General features: G+C 50.8%; 11 protein-coding genes (1 of these 11 running past the window's edge). 1 reads left to right on the top strand and 10 read right to left on the bottom strand.

The features are described 5' to 3' along the window. Window positions 1-50: 50 nt before the first annotated feature. Window positions 51-1,316 (bottom strand): MFS transporter, encoded by a 1,266-nt coding sequence (locus G549_RS20270; RefSeq protein ID WP_084634167.1) that lies wholly within the window; start codon window positions 1,314-1,316, stop codon window positions 51-53. A 96-nt stretch (window positions 1,317-1,412) separates the two neighbouring features. Here G549_RS20270 and G549_RS0112905 point away from each other — a divergent pair, with 96 nt between their 5' ends. After that, complete coding sequence (locus tag G549_RS0112905; protein WP_084634166.1) at window positions 1,413-2,063, top strand: 5'-methylthioadenosine/S-adenosylhomocysteine nucleosidase; 651 nt, start codon at window positions 1,413-1,415, stop codon at window positions 2,061-2,063. Between the two features lie 12 nt (window positions 2,064-2,075). Here G549_RS0112905 and G549_RS20265 read toward each other — a convergent pair whose 3' ends face one another. The 9 genes from G549_RS20265 to G549_RS0112860 form a co-directional block, all read right to left on the bottom strand. After that, window positions 2,076-3,236 (bottom strand): patatin-like phospholipase family protein, encoded by a 1,161-nt coding sequence (locus G549_RS20265; protein ID WP_051213785.1) that lies wholly within the window; start codon window positions 3,234-3,236, stop codon window positions 2,076-2,078. Window positions 3,237-3,464: 228 nt separating this feature from the next. Continuing rightward, window positions 3,465-4,373, bottom strand: a complete 909-nt coding sequence (locus G549_RS0112895) for a LysR family transcriptional regulator (RefSeq protein ID WP_027835373.1) — start codon at window positions 4,371-4,373, stop codon at window positions 3,465-3,467. Window positions 4,374-4,405: 32 nt separating this feature from the next. After that, complete coding sequence (locus G549_RS0112890; RefSeq protein WP_027835372.1) at window positions 4,406-5,413, bottom strand: ABC transporter ATP-binding protein; 1,008 nt, start codon at window positions 5,411-5,413, stop codon at window positions 4,406-4,408. 13 nt (window positions 5,414-5,426) lie between these two features. Continuing rightward, the gene (locus tag G549_RS0112885; protein ID WP_027835371.1) at window positions 5,427-6,410 is read right to left on the bottom strand and encodes an ABC transporter ATP-binding protein; all 984 of its coding nucleotides are present in this window, start codon (window positions 6,408-6,410) and stop codon (window positions 5,427-5,429) included. Then, entirely contained in the window at window positions 6,410-7,348 is a 939-nt protein-coding gene (locus G549_RS0112880; RefSeq protein WP_210162429.1) for an ABC transporter permease, read from the bottom strand. Before G549_RS0112880 ends, G549_RS0112885 begins: the two co-directional genes overlap by 1 nt. Beyond that, complete coding sequence (locus G549_RS0112875) at window positions 7,345-8,295, bottom strand: ABC transporter permease (protein ID WP_027835369.1); 951 nt, start codon at window positions 8,293-8,295, stop codon at window positions 7,345-7,347. The genes G549_RS0112880 and G549_RS0112875 overlap by 4 nt, the downstream gene beginning before the upstream one ends. A gap of 57 nt (window positions 8,296-8,352) precedes the next feature. Then, window positions 8,353-9,918 (bottom strand): ABC transporter substrate-binding protein, encoded by a 1,566-nt coding sequence (locus tag G549_RS0112870; RefSeq protein ID WP_036222819.1) that lies wholly within the window; start codon window positions 9,916-9,918, stop codon window positions 8,353-8,355. 86 nt (window positions 9,919-10,004) lie between these two features. Further along, window positions 10,005-19,217 (bottom strand): non-ribosomal peptide synthetase, encoded by a 9,213-nt coding sequence (locus G549_RS0112865; protein WP_027835367.1) that lies wholly within the window; start codon window positions 19,215-19,217, stop codon window positions 10,005-10,007. Beyond that, window positions 19,210-20,444 carry the 3' end of a non-ribosomal peptide synthetase gene (locus G549_RS0112860; protein WP_027835366.1) on the bottom strand. Its footprint extends 2,776 nt past the window's final position, so only the last 1,235 of its 4,011 coding nucleotides appear in the window; the start codon falls outside the window, past its right edge; it ends in the stop codon at window positions 19,210-19,212. Before G549_RS0112860 ends, G549_RS0112865 begins: the two co-directional genes overlap by 8 nt.

Below are 20,444 nucleotides of genomic sequence, written 5' to 3'. Positions count from 1 at the left end.
GGCGACACGACGCACGTGGAGATTACTGCAAGAGCCCCATAGCCAACTGACTATGGGGTCGATTCGGTCAAATCATCGACATGCATCTGTGTGGCCTCGGGCGTAGTAGTAGCCGCAAAGGGGACGGCATTGTCTTTGTCGTCGACTTCGCCTTTGTCGCTTTTGATCAAACGCTGGATACCGGTCCCGGCCATAATCAACGCGACCATGGCGTAGAATACGTACATGCCCGTGCCGCCAAAACGATCCAACACAAATGCGCCGCCAATCGGGCCAATAACCATACCGGCTGAAAACACAAGAACCAACGTGCTCGAGGCCGCAACCATTTGCTGAGGTTTCAAATAGTCATTCATGTGCGCCATGCAGATCGAATAGACGGGCAGGGTGAAGCCGCCCATAACCAGGAAACCGCCGAACAATATGATTGGATAGAGGTGAGGGGTACCCACAGAGACCATTACAAAGCAGACCAGCCCATTGATGATGGATGAAATGATAATCACCAAACGTCGATCAAATATATCCGAGAGCTTGCCCAACGGGAATTGGAACAGCAAACCGCCCAACGTCGTTGCGGCAAGCAAATAACCTGTCATCGGCACGCTCAGGCCCACATTGCGGGCGTAAATCGCTGTCACAAAGGCAAGCCCGCCGTTTGAAATGCCGATAAAGAATCCGCCAATCACCGCCATGGGCGAAATGTGAAACAATTCAAAAATCGTCACGCGTTGGGGTTCTTCAAGGCTCGGCTGGGTGGTTGCTGCAATCAAGATTGGCACAAGTGATACAGACAGCAGCACTGAGGTGAAAATGAACAGGGTTATGGCACCTGGTGCTGAAAGGCCGATCATCAGTTGCCCGACCATATAGCCAGCGGTTTGCACCACAAAATATGAAGAAAGCAGCGAGCCGCGGTTTTTATTATCCGCAAGGGAGTTCAGCCAGCTTTCTGCAACAATATAGATGCCGGAAAAACAAAAGCCGGAAAGGACGCGCATTACGACCCAAATGGCCGGATCGTCTGTGATCAGGTGGATAAGTGCGGAGGTGCTGGCGATGGAAACCAGAGCGGCGAAAACCCTGACGTGTCCCGAATGATTGATCATTATGGGGGTGATAAAACAGCTCAGAATGAAGCCGATTGGGTAGCCCGACTGGACCAAACCAATGGTGGTTTCGCTATAGCCAATTTCCTGCGCACGGATCGTCAATATGGTCGACAAAAGGCCATTGCTGACCATCAGCAGAATCATACCCACAAATAGCGGCCACGCGGCTCGAATAGCGCCCCACATACCGAATAGTCCAATCATTGTTCAACAGAATTCCGCGTACCCTAATCACGGCAAATAAAAAATCACAACCCGCTTTTTTTCGATTTTTTCTAAGGCATACTGGGGTTGGATAAAATGAATCGGCGCTCCAAGCTGGGGAATGAAATTTTGGGCAAATCACTACATCTGAAAAATGGAATGCAAATTCTGCCACTTATGGCCACAACCATCGAATATGGCACTCATCTAAAGGCGAGAGTTGATCCCTATATCGTCGGTGTTGGCCCGGTGGAAGCCGCAATGAATACGGCCCGAGTCATGCAACAGTGCGAAAAAGCACCGGATTATGCTTTGCTGCTCGGTTCCTCCGGCTCAGCGAGCCTACAACAGGGCGAAATCTATCAAGCCAAATCGGTAAGCTATCGCGATATGGACGCGTCTGCGATTGGGTTTGAAAAGGGGCTAACCCCCTTTGTCGATTTGCCCGCGGCATTAGAGTTGGCTCCGCAATTTGATTTTATACCCAAAGCGACCCTTTCAACCGGCGGCAAAGTGATTGTCGGAGATGAATTTGAGCAATTGAGCGCAGAAATGGTTGATATGGAAACCTTTGCCGTCAAAAGGGTGTGCCAGTCGTTCGATGTGCCTCTAATTGCCCTACGCGGCATAAGTGACGGCAAAAAGGAGTTGCAGCAATTCAACGATTGGACGGAACTGTTGCCGTTGCTCGATGAAAAGCTCGCAAAATTGGTCGATGGCATCATCGAGGCGCTTGAAACTTCTTAAGCGGACGAACGCTTACTCAAAGCTTTCCCGCCAAGCGTCGCGTTGACTACCACTCTTTACGCCTTCATCGAACAGTGCGGTCAGCTCTTGCTCATTTAGCTCAACTTCATTCAAGGGCGATTCAAAGTCGGTGGCCAGCGCGGCGATTTTGAGGTTCCACCCCTGCGATTTCGCGAATTGGCGTGCCGCAATAATGCTTTGACGCGAACTCGCTTTGATCGCGGTGCCAAATGATCGCTCCAAAATGCTAATGGTTTGCGGCTTCACGAGTTTATATTCATGACCGATCTTACCATTAAACAACAAATAAAGCGTGGGTTTTGAGGCGAGCCTGCGATAATGGCCGGTTTGCAAAATAGCTTCCGGCAGCAACATGATGTTTGCCGTGACGCCGCCATCCAAATGCATTTCCCTAAAGGATTGTCCGTTATGCGAGACTTCAATATATTGCGGCGGCAACACCCCAGGTACGCTGGCTGATGCCAAAAGGACCTTGCGGAACAGGCCCAATGCGGCTGGCGTTTTTGCCGAGGCAATGGCGCCCATGTTCCATATGGCCGTGCGCTGCGTGTCGATATTTGTGGTGATGACATAGAGCCTGCGGCCCTTGGCATGTTCTTTGGCAATTTCTTGAATGAGTTCCGGTGTCACATAGTGCGCCACCATCTTCTCCAGCGGCTCGGCGCTAAACACGCTTGTGCCAAAAATGGCCGACAATCCGGCGACGCGCACAAGTTTGCTGGTGCGTTCTTGGGTAAAGATTTGCGCCAAGACGTGATCATATTTAGGGCCAAGAAAAGCAAATGGGGCGAGCAAAGCGCCTGCGCTCGTGCCACTGACGACACTAAACTGCGGCCGTGTGCCTGTTTGGCTCCACCCCTTCAAAAAGCCCGCGCCAAATGCACCTTCCGCACCGCCACCAGACAAGGTCAACATGCTAATCGGGGCATTAATGTCCTTGAGGGCGCTTGGTGACCATAGGCCGCCACTTGCGATTTTCGGGTCATCGGCCCAAATGCGTGCATTCTCAATGTGCGGGACAATTGCGTTGCTGCTCATTTCGATGGAATAGCCAGATCGATTGGCGCGGTCAGCAGCGCAGCCGCCAAGTACGGCCGTAACGATGACCGCCAAAACCAGCGCAAAATTGTTAATTCGCAATGAGTTGAGCATTTGTTTTCCTGTCACATCAATTACAAATTGATGATGGTGGATTTTGAGATAATAGAACGCACTTAATACGAGAACCCTAACCGATTATGCGCATGATAAAACCCTAAACAGTATGTTTTTGTGTGCCTTATGGTCGCACAGCCAGACCAATTTCGTGGTTGTCGAGCGCAATCTTGTCTGCGTGACATCGAATTTGGGGCGCACGCAGTTACCCGCCTGCAACGGTTTTTACGCGTGGCTCTCAATCTCGCGCCATAAGCGTTGCAGTGTTGGTTTGTCATTGTCTTTTTTCTTATAAAGCCTGATTTCCAGCTTCTCAGTAAGTCGCGCATCCCCCATTTGATGCAATTTGCCTGTTTCAAGGTCCTCTTGGCAGAGGTCAAAGGGCAACCAGCCAAAGCCAAACCCTTTTAAAATCATCGCTTTAATCGACACCGCCAATGCGTTTTTGCTCACGATAAATACACTCTTTGGGTGAATCTCTCGTGATAATATCCCATCCACCACCGGACGAAGAGAAGAGGTGTTGCCATAGCCCAACAGGGGAAGGGAGCTATTTTTGCCTTTTTCCAGGCAAAAGAGCGGCACATTATTCTCAATCCCGGTCACTGGCAGCAAGCGATCCGTCGACAAAGTAATATAGTCGCACTGAGCCACCTCAAGTGGCGCCAGAAAATCCATATTCGGATGCCAATAGGTCAAAATGATGTCGCAATAATTCTGCTGCAAGGCGGTCACGAATTTGCTCGCCTCCCACGCAGAAGAGTTCAGATCAACGTCCAGCCCCACCTGATCCACCAATGGGGCGATGTGGGTTTTGTAATGGGTGAGATAAAGCGATTGTGTGGTCGCGAAGCGGATTTGGTTTTCATTCGCCGCATCAATGGTTTGGCAACGCTCAACGGTCTCTGAAAATGTCTCTAAGATGATTTTGGCTTGTGACAGAAAAACTTGACCTGCGGGGGTCAAGGATAGCGGTAATGTTTGACGATCGATAAGCTTTACGCCCACTTCATCTTCAAGCGCACGGATACGGCGTGAAAACGCGGGTTGGCTGACATTGCGCACCTCTGCCGCCCGCGAAAAGCTTTTCTGCACGGTGAGCGCTTCAAAATCTTTGAGCCAAACAAGGTCCAACGCTTTAATCCATCTCAGTAATGTGTGGGTGGTTAGTCATCCAAACGATTTTCCTCAACGCCGTGACACGCTACCGTGCTCCCATCTGGTTGGCGCATTTGGCGAGGGCGTTCATGCCGGCATCGATTGTTGGCAAAAACGCAGCGGCTCTCAAACGGGCATCCTTTAGGGGGCGCAAACGGCGTCGGGATTTCACCGCGCAAGCGAACATGTTTCGGTTTATCATCCTTGAGTTGCGGAATGGCAGAAAGGAGCGCCCGTGTATATGGGTGTTTCGGATGTTCAAAAAGTGAACGGGTGCTCGAAATTTCACAAATAGACCCCAAATAGAGAACAGCGACACGCGTCGCAAAATGCTGAACCACATTTAAATCATGCGCAATAAACAAATATGTTATGCCGCGTTCTTCACGCGCTTCAAGCATAAGATTTAGAATTTGCGCTTGAATTGAAGCATCTAACGCCGAGATAGGCTCATCAGCGATCATGAATTCAGGGTCAACGGTGAGGGCGCGTGCAATTGCGATGCGCTGGCGCTGACCACCTGAAAATGCATCCGGATATCGGTCGCTCCATGTCTGATCAATCCCAACAGCCCGCATAATATCCACCTTGCGCTGCTGAATATCTTGCACGGAGTAATCGGGAAAATGATGCTTCAATGGCTCCACAAGAGCCTGCTCAACAGTCATGCGCGGGTTGAGGGATGCATATGGATTTTGGAAAATCATCTGCATGCGTTTGCGCAGCGGCCGTTGCTTGGCACGCGAAAGTTGATCAACGCGTTGCCCCGCAAAATGGATTTCACCCGATGTCGGGCGCTCTAGCCCAGTGATTAGTCGCGCGATGGTGGATTTTCCGCACCCCGATTCCCCAACCAGGCAAAAGGCTTCCCCTTTCTCAATCGAAAATGAGACATCATTGACCGCATGAACAAACCGCTTGCCCCGCCAAAGTGATGAGGCATCAAAAGCACGCGTTTTGGTTTCGAAATGCATGTGAAGGTTTTTTATGTCCACCAGCGGGGTGTGAGCATTCATTATTGTGATGTCCTCATTCCGCTAAGGTTTCTTGATGCAGACGATTGACCTCATGGCAAGCCACCGATGCATCGCGATAATGCACAAGTTTGGGGCGGTGCTCCCGGCATTCATCAAGGGCGTACGCGCAACGCGGATGGAACGGACACCCCGAAGGCATCGACAAAAGCGACGGCATATAACCCTTAATCGATTTGAGCGTATGACCCGGCAAAGTCTGTTGCGGCAGTGCTGAGATTAATCCCTGTGTGTAGGGATGTTGCGGGTCGTTGATCACTTCGCGGGTTTTGCCGGTTTCAACAACTTCCCCCGCATACATAACCATAATGCGTTCTGTAAGCTGACAAACAACCCCGAGATCATGTGTAATGAGGATAAGGCTAACATTGTTCGACATGCACAAATGCAGCAATAGTTCCAGAATGTCGGCCTGCGTGGTCACGTCGAGTGCGGTCGTGGGTTCGTCGGCAATGATCAAATCAGGATCAAGCAATAGCGCAATGGCTATGATCACGCGTTGACGCATCCCACCCGAAAGCTCATGCGGATATTGCGACATGCGCATTTCGGGCGACGATATATAGACTTCGCGCAATTTCTGAATGGCGATGAACTCGGCCTCATCACGTCGCAAACGTCGATGAGCCAGAAGTGTTTCAATCATTTGCTGACCAATGGTCAAAACTGGATTGAGCGTCACTAATGGATCTTGAAAAATCATGGCCATGCGGTTGCCACGCACCTTGCGCAATTGGCGCTCGCTCATGCGCACAATGTCTTTGCCATCAAACAAAACCTTGCCACGATTGATAAAGCCGGGAGCGCTCAGTAAGTTCATCAAAGCGAAGCCGGTAATTGATTTGCCCGCTCCAGATTCTCCGACGATGCCCAGCCGCTCCCCGCGATGAAGGTCAAAAGAAACATTTTTGACCGCAGAGACAGCGCCAAACTCGCCTCCAAACTTCACACTCAAGTCTTGAACAGATAAAAGCGCCATTAGCGAGCTCCCTGCAGAATGCGGGGACCGATTGTATCGCGAAGCCAATCACCCAAAAGGTTCACAACAAGTATCAGTACCACGAGCAGCGCGGCCGGCAAGGTTGTGATCCACCAACTGCCCGAGAAAAGATAATCAAAGCCGCTTGAGATCAAAGAGCCAAGTGACGGATAGGCGATCGGCATCCCCAAGCCCAAGAAGCTGAGAGATGCTTCCGCAATAATCGCATTGGCGATTTGAATTGTAGAGATAACGAAAATTGATGATAGCGAGTTCGGCAAAATGTGGCGCACCATGATCCGCAGAGGGCCAAACCCCATGATGCGTGCGGCATCCACATATTCCTTTTGTTTCTCCGCCAGCACTGTGGCGCGCACCGTGCGCGCATATTGCGGCCATTCCGCCAGGCCGATGATGGTGATCAGCAACACAGGGGCATATTGAGCAAAAAAGGCACGACCACCCACAACTTGGGTCACCGCCAAAAACACGATGGCGACCATCAAGGTCGAAAAAGACAATTGAATGTCGGCCAATCGCATCAGCAAACTATCCAACCGACCGCCCACATAGCCGCTGATCAAGCCAATGCTTACCCCGAGCAGCGTTTGCACCACCACCGCACCAATGCCAATCATTAGAGAGAGGCGCAGCCCATAAAGCATAATCGACCACATGTCGCGCCCTTGACCATCTGTGCCAAACAAAAAGGAAGGGTCCGATTGCTCGGCCCAAAACGGAGGCAGTTCACTGTCTAAAATATCAATTTGCGTCGTATCAAACGGATTGTATGGCGCAATAAGCGGCGCGAAGAGGGCGAGCAAAAACAGCAAGAGGAAAATGGCAAGTGAGATAAACGCGACGGGGTTGTGCCGCAAATTGAGCGACAAATTGCTTGTGAACACTCTGGCATAGGCCGGCATATTCTGATCGCTCACGCGCCCATCCTCGCCATATCTATTGTTGGGTTTATCAGGCCGTAAAGCACATCAACAAGGGTATTGATCACGACGAAGATTGCACCCACGACCATCAAATAAGCCACAATCAGAGGCGCATCTCCGCGATTGACCGCCTCAAGAAACATGAACCCCATACCTGGCCATTGGAAAATGGTCTCCGCTAAAATCGTGTAAGCCACAAGGGTGCCAATTTGAATGCCACCCACCGTGACCACAGGCAAAAGTGTGTTTTTAAGTGCATGTACAAAATAAATGCGGAAAGGCGAAAGGCCACGGGCGCGCGCATATTTTACATATTCGCTTTTGAGGACCTGACGCATTTCAGCGCGGATAAGACGTATGAACAACGGCAACATGATTGACGCCAACGCCAGTGCCGGCAAGATGATGTGCTTAAGCCCATCAAGTGAGGCGAAGTTGGTCTCCCAATATCCAACAATAGGGACAATCTGGCCACGTCCGAACGAGGGCAGCACACTCCATTCGACTGAGAAAAGATAAATAAGCAAAATCCCCGTCACGAAAACCGGAATTGAAAGCCCCAAAATTGAGGCGCTCAATATAAACCGGCTCAACATATGGTTTGGATAAAGAGCGGTGAAAACCCCAAATGGCACCGACAGTGCCGCAACAATTAGGGCGGCGGCGAACATCAACTCAAGCGTGGCAGGCATCTTTTTTAAAATCACCTCGAGCGCGGGCTCTTTGAAAAAATAGCTGGTGCCTAAATCGCCTTGCACTACGCCGGACAAAAAGTGGAAATATCTCTCGGCAAAACCCGTTTCTTCAATATTTTGCGCCGTTTGGATCGCACCAACGGCCTGTTGCGGCGACAGACTATCTTGCACGGCGAATCCGATCAGTGAAATGACCACCAGCACCAATATCGCCTGGAAAAAACGTTTTGCTAAATAGATAATCATACTAGTTTGAAATGCTTTGGCGCCGTCGCGCGATATGTTGAAAATTAGGAGTTGGCATTAGTTTGGCTCCATCACAAGGTCGCCAAAATAGGGAGCATTTTGTGCATTCACGATATCCTCAGCCAAAATGCCCTCGCGCACGCCCCAAGCCAAATTTTGCCAATGTAGCGGGACAAAAGCTGCATCATCGAACAAGATCTGTTCCAGCTGCCGCAGCAACTTGGTGCGTTCGTCTTTATCCATCTCGGAATTAGCGCGCCGCATCAGCTCGTCAGCATAGGGATTGCAATAGCCAGACGAGTTATATCGGCCTTGCCCGGTTTCCTCGTTCGGACATGCCGTAAGAAATTGATGGAAATTGGCGCTGTCCTCAGTGTCAGAATGCCAGCCAATCATCATCATATCTGCGGCCCGCGCATCATATTGGGTCCAATATTGCGCTTTGGGGATGGTTTGCAGGTCAACATTTATATTGATTTTGCTCAGCATCAGCGCCACAGCTTGGGCAATACGTTCATCATTCACATAGCGGTTGTGCGGCGCCAGCATGGTGACGTCCAATCCATCGGCATAACCGGCATCAGCCATAAGTTGCTTAGCTTTTTCAACGTCAAATCGCGGTACCAATTCCTCGATATGGCCGGGATAGCCTGCCGGACTCATCTGCGCGCTCACCGTCGCAAAACCGTGCATAATTCGATCAACAATCCCCGCATTGTTAATGGCATAATCAACAGCCTGCCGAACTCTTACATTTCTGAATGCAGGCACACGGCCCATATTGAGTTGGAACGTGATCGCGCGCGTGCCCGGCATCGTGATCAGCTTCGTTTCGGGGTGTTCCGCAACATTTTGCAGGTTGGAAGGTGCCACTGGGGCAATAAAGTCCACTGCGCCTGAGAGCAGGGCGGCAAGGCGCGTGGAATCCTCTTTGATGGGTGTCAAAATGATTTGGTCAACATTGCCCGCATTCCCCATGCTGGCATCGTCCCAATAATCATCAAATCGCGCAAAAACACTTCGCACACCTTGTTCGCGCTCGGTCACAGTAAACGGTCCGGTGCCTGACGCATTGCGGGAGGAGAAACTATTGCCATGTTTCACAATCTCGGCTTTGTCTTTGCCATCTGCGGTTTTGCCTGAATAAAACGCTCGGTCCATGGGAAACAGATAGGTCATAGAATGAAGAACAAGCGGGTAGGGTTGATCCATCCGCACATCAAACACATGATCGTTGACCACTTCTATGGATTTGAACGGTTCAAAAATAGCTTTGAAATCACCGCTTTTTTTCAAGCGGTTGAAGGTCCACTCCACATCGTTTGCGGTAAGCTCATTGCCGCTATGAAAAACAATATTTTTGCGCAAATAGAACCGCATTGTGCGATCATCCAAATATTCCCATCTTTCTGCTAACCGTGCCTCAAACTGATGGTCCTGTGTCCAACGCACCAAGGGATCGAAAATAAGGTGGGACAATTGCAATGTGCCGCCAGAAAGCTGCTCATATGGATCAAGCGAAACCGGATCCGCATCATAAGCCACGCGCAATGTGTGTTGCGCCTGCGCTGATGCGGCCACAAAAAACACCAGGGCGATGCCTGCCAAAATTCTCCTGATCATTGTGGTTGATGTCCTCCCCAGAACCAGCCGCACCACCAAATCTGCAAGCCTTGCTTTTGGATGAAGTGGTCGCGTTTCCCCCATTATCAGCTCGGCACTCTAATGGGCTGGCTTTGATCTGAAAAGAACTGATCTATGATCTGCTCGATATTCGGTGATTGCATGATCGAATAATGATCTGCCTGCAGCACGGCACCGTGCGTTATTTTGGCCAAGCGTTCCTTCCATTTTTGCACGTGTTCTGTTGGCTGAATTGGGTTCACCAGCAATCCTTCGGCGACATCATTGGCGATGAATAGATGCACCTTGGTTTGTTCAAGCTCGCCCGGCGAATGGTCGCGCATGGCTGCCATATTCAGCTGGCAGCAGCGCACAAGATTATCCAGATGCACCTGCAGTTCCGGCGCAATTTGGCTTTTCAAAGAAACTCGATCGTCGTGCGTATGCTTCAAGCGCGGTGCCAAATCGTAGAGAAATGCCTCTTGAATATCCTCTTTCGAGTGAACGCTGACTTGGGTGCCACAATCGGGTTCGGGCGGGTCGATCATTGTAAGATAGCCGATGGCATGTTCTTCTTGTTCCGCAAGTCGACACATTTCTTGTGCCACCCAGCCGCCAAACGACCAACCAACAAGCTCTAACTGACTGCGTTCGCCGCCGGTTTTTTCATCAAGTGCTTGTAAATAGGCCTTTGCCCGGCTTTTAATGCCAAAGCTCTGGCCCGGTTCTTGGCGCAAATTGGGATCAGATATGGCAAACACAGAAATGGACTTGGGCAATCTTTGGAAAATTGCACGATAGGAGGCTGTTTCACCGCCGACAGGATGGACAAAACAGATGCTTTTGGTGCCATTTCCCTTTTGCCAACAATCTACCGTTACTGCCTGTTGCATGGCATCGGGTGCCTCGTGTCGGTTTTCAATATCCTCGACGACATATTGAACAACATCATTCAGTGTTGCCTCATCATGAAATGCGGAGAGGGGCAATTGAATGCCGAAACGCTTCTTGATTTCGTCAATCATATCGAGCGCCATCAACGAGTCCAAGCCCAGTTCGCCAAATGAGTTGGACACTGAAAAATCATCGCTGCCTAACAGTTCAGCCAGGATTGTCTGCAATATGGCTGCGATGTCTGGCTTATGGCTTTTTTCGTTGATCAAGTTGATCAACGCCGACACCTGTAAAGAGGGCGGTAAATCCGACAATGACAGCGCAACATCAAATTTTGATTTGATGTCGTCAATCAAATCAAGAGTGGCGAGCGAGTCGAGCCCCAACTCATCCAAGCGTTGCGAGGCCTCGACCTGATCGGCACCAACAAGGTGCGCAATCGCCTCAACAACAAATATTGCCGGATCATCATGGGCGTCGGTCGCTCTGTTTTCTGTTGTCGACGCGGGTGAGTAAAAGCGTTTCGCGTGCTCCAGCGCAACAGTTGACACCATGATTTGAGGGCGAGTGGTGTTAAGACACCGCTTGAAAATGTCTCTGCCCTCTTGGTCACTCAACCCAAAGGCCAAATGCTGTTGGTGAGTTACATCGTGATGCAGGGCCGAAATCGCCATGCCACTTTCGCGCCAAATATCCCAATTGATGGTGGTTCGGATTGTATGCGGCGATTGAGGATTAACCCAAAAAGCAAAGCTATCCATCAATCCGTTGGTTGCAGCATAATCGAGCTGGCCAATGCCGCCAAATTCCGAACTCATGGAGGAGCAATAGATCACCCGCTTTGGCTGATGAGTTTCAATCCAGCGTTCAAGTTTCAAAAGCCCTTGAATTTTCACACTGTTTAAGCTGCGCATCTCCTCTGAATCACGATGGGTTAGCATCGCACCTGAAGCCACACCTGCCGCAAAGACAACACCTGCAATCTCTTTTTGATCGAGTTGAGGCAAAGTTGCTTCCATATCTGTGAGGTCGAGCTGATGCGCATTTATTCGATCGGCGAATTCTAAAAGGTCACCCGGCACATCGCCGCTTCGTGTTGTGATCTCCAAATGCACATTTTCATCCGACAAAAGCTCACGACAAATATTGCGCCCAATGCCGCCATTGGCTCCGATGACCAAATAGGTCTGTTGCGCGGTTCCGCGATGTTCTGACCGCATCGGTGCAGGTGCGGCAGTCCTTTGCCTCGCCCACAACGACCCATAGCGCAGGCCATATCGACCAGGCGTCAGGCCGTCATCCATCAAGATAGGCGCGAAACCGTTTAGATCGTTCGCTTCTAGATCAATCCAACAGCTCTTTAAGTCACGCTCAGATGAAAGCACAGTTTGGGCACCGGCCAGCAGCCCAGAAAGCGGCGCGTTGATCTGCCCCGATAAGTCTGAACCTTCTTTGGAAACACAAATAACCCGTAGATCTGTTCCATTAAGCTGGTCGGCCAAAGCTAAAATAGGTGGTATGGCATCCAAACAATAGGTTTGGGCCAAGTCCAGATTGTGAGTGGTTAGCTCATGTACCATTTGTGCTGGCGAGAAATGAATAATATCGACTTGTGAATGCGCGTCCGCATTTGCCTTTGCACCGATGCAGGAGAAATCTTCGCTCGAGAGAGACGCAATGAATTCGTTTGTGTCGGTTTGCGCAAATTTTTCGCCATGTTTTACGAAAATGACCTTTGGATAGGCCTGCTCAAAACACCGCTTTTCCTCTGGCGTCAAAGCGTCCGCATGCAAAACAATGCCAAGCGCGCGGCGGGTGCCAATTTGACTAACTCGTCCGCAATTTTGCCATGTAGGTACATGCAGCCATTGTTCCGACTTAAGGCGTTCAATGTCTTGAAAACCTGTTGCCGGCGATGTCGCAGCCTTTCGCGACAGCTCATAATGTTGCAGGTCAAAAGGATAAAGTGGAAAGCCGTCAGGTCGTGGCGCTACGACATGTTCAATGTCCAGCATTGCCCCGTCAAGCCAAGCGGTCAGCGCGTCCTCCATATTGTCATCACGCAGAAACACTTGGGCTTGGCTGTGCGCCTTCTTCCCGCCAGTCACTTCGCGCAACTGTTCAATGGCGTTTGCGACATCAGTCACCAGGAACCCGGTGCGATAAGGCAAATGCGGGGTGCCAGATTGCAAGAATTGGAGTGCGTCATTGAGGCGGTTGGGGTGCGCAGTTAAATAATCTGCAATCTGCGCCGCCCATTTCTGCAGACTTGTTGCGCTGTGAGCTGAAAGCAAAAGTGCTTGTGGCACATCTTTTGTCATTTCTGGGTAGGGGGCTGGTTCACCAATAATGGCATGGGCATTTGTGCCCCCAATCCCAAAGCTGCTCACTGCGGCGCGCTTTAGCACATCAGTTTTCCAGGCTTCACTCCGCGCGGGGAAAACCAAAGGCATGTCACCGAAGTCGATCTCCGGGTTCAATCGTTTAAAGTTTAGATTTGGCGGCAGCTTTTTCGTTTGCAATGCAACGATGGCCCGAATGAGCCCGACCAAACCCGCCGCAGCGCCCATATGGCCGATTTGGCTTTTCAATGAACTCACAGCGAGCTGGGTTTTGCGCGGGCCATACGCCTGTCGCAGCGCCTCAATTTCAATCGGGTCACCCAAAGCCGTGCCTGTGCCGTGGGCTTCAATCAACGACACATCATCTGGTTGCAGCCCTGCATCCATAAGCGCCAACTTCAATACGGACGCTTGTCCTTTCACCGAAGGTGCGGTGTAACTCATTTTGTCGTGGCCATCATTATTGATCGCCGAACCCTCAAGCACGGCATAGATTTTATGCCCGTCGGCAATCGCCTTTGACAAAGGCTTGAGCAAAACAAATCCATATCCGCTGGCCCCAATAGTCCCCGAGGCATCTTGGTCAAACGGTCGACAAAACCCGTCTTTTGAGAAAATATGCTGCGGTCGATAGCTATAGCCGTCTTGCAAAGTGGCATCGATTAGGCAGCCACCCACCAGCATCATGTCCGCATCATTGTTGCGCAACATGCCTGCGGCCATGTGTAAACCAATCAATGAACTGCCGCAGGCTGCCTGCACCGCAATTGCCGGACCGGTTAGCCCCAAGCGATAGGCGATTTTTGAGCCTAAAAAGTCCTTGTCGTGGTGCAGGGCCATTTGAAAACTATCAGGCAAGTCCGCAGCATACTCACCGCGCAATGCATCTTGAAAATATGTGTTTTCACCTGCACTTGCCATCACGCCGATGCGTTCCTGCACTCGTTGGGGATTTACACCCGCGTCCTGCAAACAATGCACTGCCCCCATAAGCAGGTGACGCTGCTGCGGATCCATCAGCTTGGCTTCGGGTTTGGAAATGCCAAAATAAGCAGGATCAAAACCCATCATATTTTTGAGCTGACTGCGGGCACCAACCTTGCCGTTCTCCGCATTAAATCGTTCAATACCGGTGCGATTATTCACCACCAAATCGGTGAACGATTCATAGTTTTCCGCGCCCGCAACACTAATCGATATGCCAACAATTGCCATTTTCTCATGGTTGGTGCGTTGCTTGGGTTCCGGTGCGCTTTGCGCTTCCTGTTGCGGTCCCAAATGCCGTGCCAGCTTTTCAATGCTGCTATACTGGAAAAGCAATGCAACCGGCAGGCTAATGCCTAATGCTGATTGGCAGGCATCCCGATAGCGAATGAGGTCTAAACTTGTCGCCCCCGCATCAAAGAAGCTTTGCTCCGGTCGAATTTCACGATGAATAATGTCGCGAAAGAGATCAGCAAGCTGTTGCTCTGTCTGGTTCGACCACGTTTCCCTCGCGTCGTTTGCCCCAAGTTGCTCGATGGAAGCTTTTTGCAGCTTCAGTTTTTTGCGGTCTATTTTCCCACTGGGTGTTTTGGGCCAGCTATCCATCGGCACCAAGCTATTTATCCGCACATAATCCGGCAGGTGGCGAGATAGATGCGCGTTCACCTTGTTCAGTGCAGGTAATGTACCATTTGGCTCGTAAAAGCAGGTCAGTTCATTGTCAGATATTTGAACAACGATGGCCAGGGCGATACCCGATATACGGTTTAGCACTGCCTCAATCTGCTGCAGTTCAATGCGATGTCCGGACAATTTGATTTGATTGTCCAAACGGCCACGATAAGCAAAATGATAATTGCGGGTCACCGCAACGCGATCTCCCGTTTTGTACCATACACGACCGTCTAAATCTGTTTCAAATGCTTTTTGGTTGTCCTCGTCATCGACATAACAGGGGCGTACAAAATCACCAGAAACCAGTAGCTCACCAGACCCGTCTTCGCTGTCTTGGGCATTTGTAATGCGGAAAGAAACATTGGAAATCGGACGTCCAATTGGTGCGCTGTCGGGCCATTGATCCACATCTTCGGGCAGATTATAGGCACTCACCACATGGGTTTCGCTCGGCCCATAATGATTGATCAGCCGGGCTTGCGGCAATTTCTTGAACCAGGTTTTCAGCGCCGGCGTACTCACCAGCTCTTCTCCTGCTGAAACGACTTCTTTCAGATAAGGCAAAATGATCCCGGCGCGAAGCGCGGTTTCAGCCAAAAGCTTCAGGGCAACAAAGGGCAGGAAAATGCGTTCAATGCGATTGTCGCGCATTTCTTCCAACAAGATCGCTGGATCTTGCCTCAATTCAGGTTCGATGATGTGGAAGGTGCCACCCGTTGTGAGCGTAGTGAAAATCTCTTGAAAACTTACATCGAATGACAGTTTGGAGAATTGCTGAGTGATAGCAGCTTTCGCCAATGTGCCTTCCCGCTTTTGCCATTGAAGCAGATTGCATAATGCATCATCGGGCACATAAACACCCTTCGGTTCGCCTGTCGAACCAGATGTGTAAAGCAGATAAAGCGGGTTTTTGCCCTCATGTGAGGCGGGTTTGTTTTGCGAAGGCTGGTTGAGGTTGACTTCATAGACGTCCACACCGGCAAAACTGCGGGGTTCAGCTTTGGGATGGGTGAGAATGAGCGTCGGCTTTGCTTTCTCAACAATGCGTTGCAGCATATCGTCCGGATAGCTGGGATCGAGTGGCAAAATGGTAATGTTCATTTGCGCCAACGCGATCAATGAAACGATATGTTCACGCGACGGTTGAATATAAACACCGATCACATCGCCAGCTTTACGATCGCCTAGTTGAGCGTTCAGCTCATCAATCAATTTCCATGAATGCTGGATGAGGGCGCGATAGCTCAGCCAGTGATACCCATCCACAACGGCAATTGTAGAAGGCGTCAGCGCCGCTTGTTCTCGCAACATTTCAGCAACAGTTTTTGGCGTAACGTCTGTGTTCGGTGCAGACAGTTCATCAATGAGCGGCAGTGTAAATTGCTCTATCGGCGCGTCTAATTCGGCCAACCCGTAAAGCGCTTTGGCAAAGCTGTCGCAAAGTCGATCAATATCGTCCTGCGTAAAATACCGCGACTGAGCTTCAACAATCAGCTCTGGCCCATCAGCGGTTTCCAAAACAAAGGCCGTGATCGGCGCCTTGCCATCCACATGAGAGGGTGTTTCAAAGCGTGTTCTGCACTGGGCCAGCTGAAGTTGGTCATAATCCGTGTTTTCCAACACAAACATCGCATCAAATCGGCCTGCGTCAGCGCGGCCAGCTTCTGCTATATCTTCAATGAAATGCTCAAAGGCAACATCATCAAACTGCAACAATTCCGCCCAACTTGCCCAATTTGCTCCAAATACGTCACGCAATGACTGTTCGGGCGCCAGATGAACGGGCAGCAACATGGTGTTGGCCATCATGCCGATCGTATTGGCAAAAGTTGGATTTGATCGGTTGCTTACTGGCGTTGCCAACTTAAACGTCTGTTGGCCGGTGATATGGGCGTAGGCCAGCGAGAAGGCCGCTAAATATAGGTTAAAAGGGGTCACATTGTAGGTTGCAGCGCAACGCCGCACAATCTGCCCAGCCTTAGACCCGAAAGACTTTCGCGTAACAAACGCCGCCTGGTCATCGGATGCACATTGTGCGGGCAGTGGAGCATACGAGCTGTCATCGTCGAGCCACAGATCACAAAGCGCTTTGCGCTTGGCCAAATATGCGCCGGTCGAATAGTGCTCACGCTGCCAGAATGCAAATTGCCCCATTTCAGGGCCAGCATCTTCTGGCAGCAATTCGCCGCTATACAGGAAGGAAAGCTGCTGCAACATCAAGTCGAGTGACCAACCGTCCAATAGGATGTGATGCGCATTGATCAGCAAAACGCCTTCATGCCCATTAAATGGCAACCAACAGGCACGGCAAAGCGAAGGCTCACTCAAATCGAAATTTTGCCCAAATAGTTCTTTGGCAAAGCCTTCCCAATCCTTCGCTTTATATTTCCCAGCCCGAAACGATTCAAACGTGCAAGCGCTTTCCTCAAGCACCACCTGCATCAATTCACCGTCAACCTCACGATATGCCGTGCGAAATGAAGCATGGTGTCTAAAAAGAGAATTGAAAGCGTGTTCTAGTTTTTCTGCATCAACTGGACCTGCAATTTTAAACACCAGCGGCACAGAATATGCCCGTGAGTCGGGATAGCGCTGCGCATCCAGCCAAAGCCGTTTTTGCTCACTTGTCGCTGGGCTTGTGCCGTTTTGAGGCTGTCTGAATACCAGTGAAGCATCCTCGATGGGAGTGGATTTGTCATGCAAATCCTTCAACGGTAGCGATAAAATGTCTGCAATCGAAAGTGAGAGATTGAGTTCACGCGCAACTTGATGCTTGAATCGCAATGCCGACAGGCTATCGCCACCCGCGTTCAAAAACGTAATTGTGTCATCCAAATCTGGCTGTTCCAACACAACATCGGCGATGTCGCGCAGCGCCTTGACCTCAGGCGTGAGGTCCACGGCAGAACTTGCCCGTTGCCAACGCGGATGGCTGCCATCCAACAACGCATCTTGATCGATCTTACCATTGGCATTAGTTGGCAAATGCGTCAGGCGATAAAAATGATGCGGCGCCATGTATGTAGGCAAATGCTCCTGCAGATAGGCGTAAAGGCTCTCAATGGTAACTTCATCAGCAGGCACCACAAAAGCATGCAGTTCAAGCGTGCCAGAAGTGGATTTTGCCGCCAATACATGCGCATTTTCAATCGCGTGGTGGCGGTTCAAAATGGTCTCTATTTCGCCCGGTTCCACTCGAAAACCGCGAATCTTAACCTGTCGCCCAATGCGCCCGACATAGCTGATCGTGCCGTCAGCGTTGCGTTGGACCAGGTCACCGGTGCGATAATGCAACTTGCCGTTCAGCTTCACAAAGGCCTGATCATTCAGCTCCTGCCGCTCATGATAGCCGAGCGCCACCGCGTCACCTGAAATAAGCAACTCACCTTTTTGGCCGTCCTCTAACATATGTAAATCAGCATCGACAATGGCGAGTTTCGTGCCCGGAAGTGGCCGCCCAATCGGCGCATTTGCGGCTTTTTCATTGCGAGGAATAGGATAGTTCAGCGAGAACGTCGCGCACTCGGTGGGGCCATACACATTGTAAATTGTGCAATCGCTTTTCGAGTTGGTTTTATACCATTTCAGAACCGTTTGCGTGTTGATTTGCTCGCCGCCAATCAACAAGGACGATAGGTTCGCAAAGCAGTGCTCCTGCTCGCCAACAATCGCGTTAAACAGCGCTACTGTCATAAACATGGTGTCGATTTTTTGGGCGGCGAGTTGCGCTGAAAAAGTGCCGAAATCATCAAACGCGCCGTCAGGGAAAACAACGCAAGTCCCACCGTTCAGTAAAGGCGCCCAAATATCAAAATTTATCGCATCAAATGATGGATTAGAGATGTGTCCCACACGCACATTTTCATCCAAGGGAATATAGCCTTGCATGCCCAGCCGCAGAACACCGCGTTCCGGCACCAAAACAGCTTTCGGCTTGCCGGTCGAACCTGACGTGAAAAACACAAAGCTAAGCGCTTCTTTTGAACGCTCATGAGCTTTGAATTTACTCTTCTTGCCCGCATCTAAAATGCTTGAAAAAACAGCACAGCGCTGCCCGCCAATCTTCGTTGATTTGTCGCGGGCCAGAATGAGGGCGCAGCCGATATCTTCTGCCATCTCCTTGATGCGACTTTTGGGGCTTTGGCGGTCTAGCGGCGCGGCCACAGCACCAGCTTTAACAATGCCCAAGATGGCGACAATTTGCTCCCAAGACCGAGGCAACATCAGCCCTACAATTGCGCCAACTTCAATCTTCTTGACGCCGAGCCCATGGGCAAACTGATCGCTTAGCTTATCGAGCGCTCGATAAGTTAGTTTGGTCGATCCATCCTCCACGGCAATGTGGTCAGGAAAGTTTTTGACGATCTTGCAAAAACGCTCAGCAAGTGAGTTGAGTTTATCCATTAGCCACCTCCAGTTCAGATGCCGGGGCGATGGCATCCAACTCTTTCAACATCACATTTTTCACGATCTTGAGCTCGTCACTTTCCAGCATTTCCCAATGATCTCCTCGCACCAATTTCACAGAAAATTCGCCGTCAGTGCGGCTGCGCCAATAGGCGCGTGTTTCATGCAAAAATGGGCGGGGCAGATCACTGCGCGCTTGGATAAATGCCATCCGCGCACCGCTCACCGGAACTTCATAATCACGCACGGCCAAGCGGTTTTGATTATAGACATTGAAGTAACGCTCGATCTGAGCGTCATCAATGCCAGGATAGGTGCCGTTAAATCGCACCAACTTGTCGCGGAATTCGGGTAAATCCACCACATCAATCATTCGGCGCGCTTCAACGTCATGGGTGCCTTGGGTATCAAGCAACACCACCGAAATGTCTTGCTTGCCCCGGGCGCTCAGCAAGCGACCCATCTCGTGCGCGACCAAACCGCCGAAGGACAGCCCGGTGATCACCATCGGTCGATCCATCAAGGGCTCGATTAAAGGGAGATAATGCGCCGCCATATCCTCAACGGACGTGCAGGCCACTTCATTGGCGTTCAAACCCATAGATTGCAGGCCATAAACGCCGATATTTTCGTCTAGAGTTTTGGCCAGAGACAGATAGCAAAATGCCGTGCCGCCCGCGGGGTGCACGCACACCACATTGGTCGACCCATCGCCCGGTTGCAGGGTGATTAAATGATCTTCATCCTGCCGCTCCGCCGCATCGCCACGCAGCATTGCGCCTAACTCTTCAATGGTCGGGCTGGTGATGATGCTCTTCAGCGCCAACTGCACGCCAAAACTTTCCTTGATCTGGTGCACCATTTTGATCGCGGAAATGGAGCTACCGCCAATGGCAAAGAAATTATCGCGAATGCCAATGGTCGGATGCAGCAAAATATTCTTCCAAATGCGATAAAGCTTCATCTCGGTGTCATCGCGCGGGCTGGCTTGGTTCACCGCGTTGCTTGCCATAAAGTCAGCCGGGTCGGGCAGGGCCTTGCGATCAATCTTCCCGCTGGCATTTAGCGGCAACTGGTCAAGGTGAATGATCATCGACGGCACCATATAGGTGGGCAGAAACTGCTTTAGCGCCGCTTGCAAATTGTCAGGCTCATCGCCCCCTTGCACAAATGCCACCAGCTGGTCTCGCCAGCCAATAACAGCTGCAAGGGCGCAGCCACAAC

The sequence above is a fragment of the Maritalea myrionectae DSM 19524 genome, from assembly GCF_000423365.1.
In the GTDB taxonomy this organism is placed as follows: domain Bacteria; phylum Pseudomonadota; class Alphaproteobacteria; order Rhizobiales; family Devosiaceae; genus Maritalea; species Maritalea myrionectae.
This window is presented reverse-complemented; position numbering and strand designations above follow the sequence as displayed.

Bases quoted from the DNA above. Each gene is read 5' to 3' on its own strand.
- G549_RS20270 (WP_084634167.1), bottom strand. From the start codon at position 1,316: ATGATTGGACTATTCGGTATGTGGGGCGCTATTCGAGCCGCGTGGCCG.
- G549_RS0112905 (WP_084634166.1), top strand. From the start codon at position 1,413: ATGAATCGGCGCTCCAAGCTGGGGAATGAAATTTTGGGCAAATCACTA.
- G549_RS20265 (WP_051213785.1), bottom strand. From the start codon at position 3,236: ATGCTCAACTCATTGCGAATTAACAATTTTGCGCTGGTTTTGGCGGTC.
- G549_RS0112890 (WP_027835372.1), bottom strand. From the start codon at position 5,413: ATGAATGCTCACACCCCGCTGGTGGACATAAAAAACCTTCACATGCAT.
- G549_RS0112885 (WP_027835371.1), bottom strand. From the start codon at position 6,410: ATGGCGCTTTTATCTGTTCAAGACTTGAGTGTGAAGTTTGGAGGCGAG.
- G549_RS0112875 (WP_027835369.1), bottom strand. From the start codon at position 8,295: ATGATTATCTATTTAGCAAAACGTTTTTTCCAGGCGATATTGGTGCTG.
- G549_RS0112870 (WP_036222819.1), bottom strand. From the start codon at position 9,918: ATGATCAGGAGAATTTTGGCAGGCATCGCCCTGGTGTTTTTTGTGGCC.
- G549_RS0112865 (WP_027835367.1), bottom strand. From the start codon at position 19,217: ATGGATAAACTCAACTCACTTGCTGAGCGTTTTTGCAAGATCGTCAAA.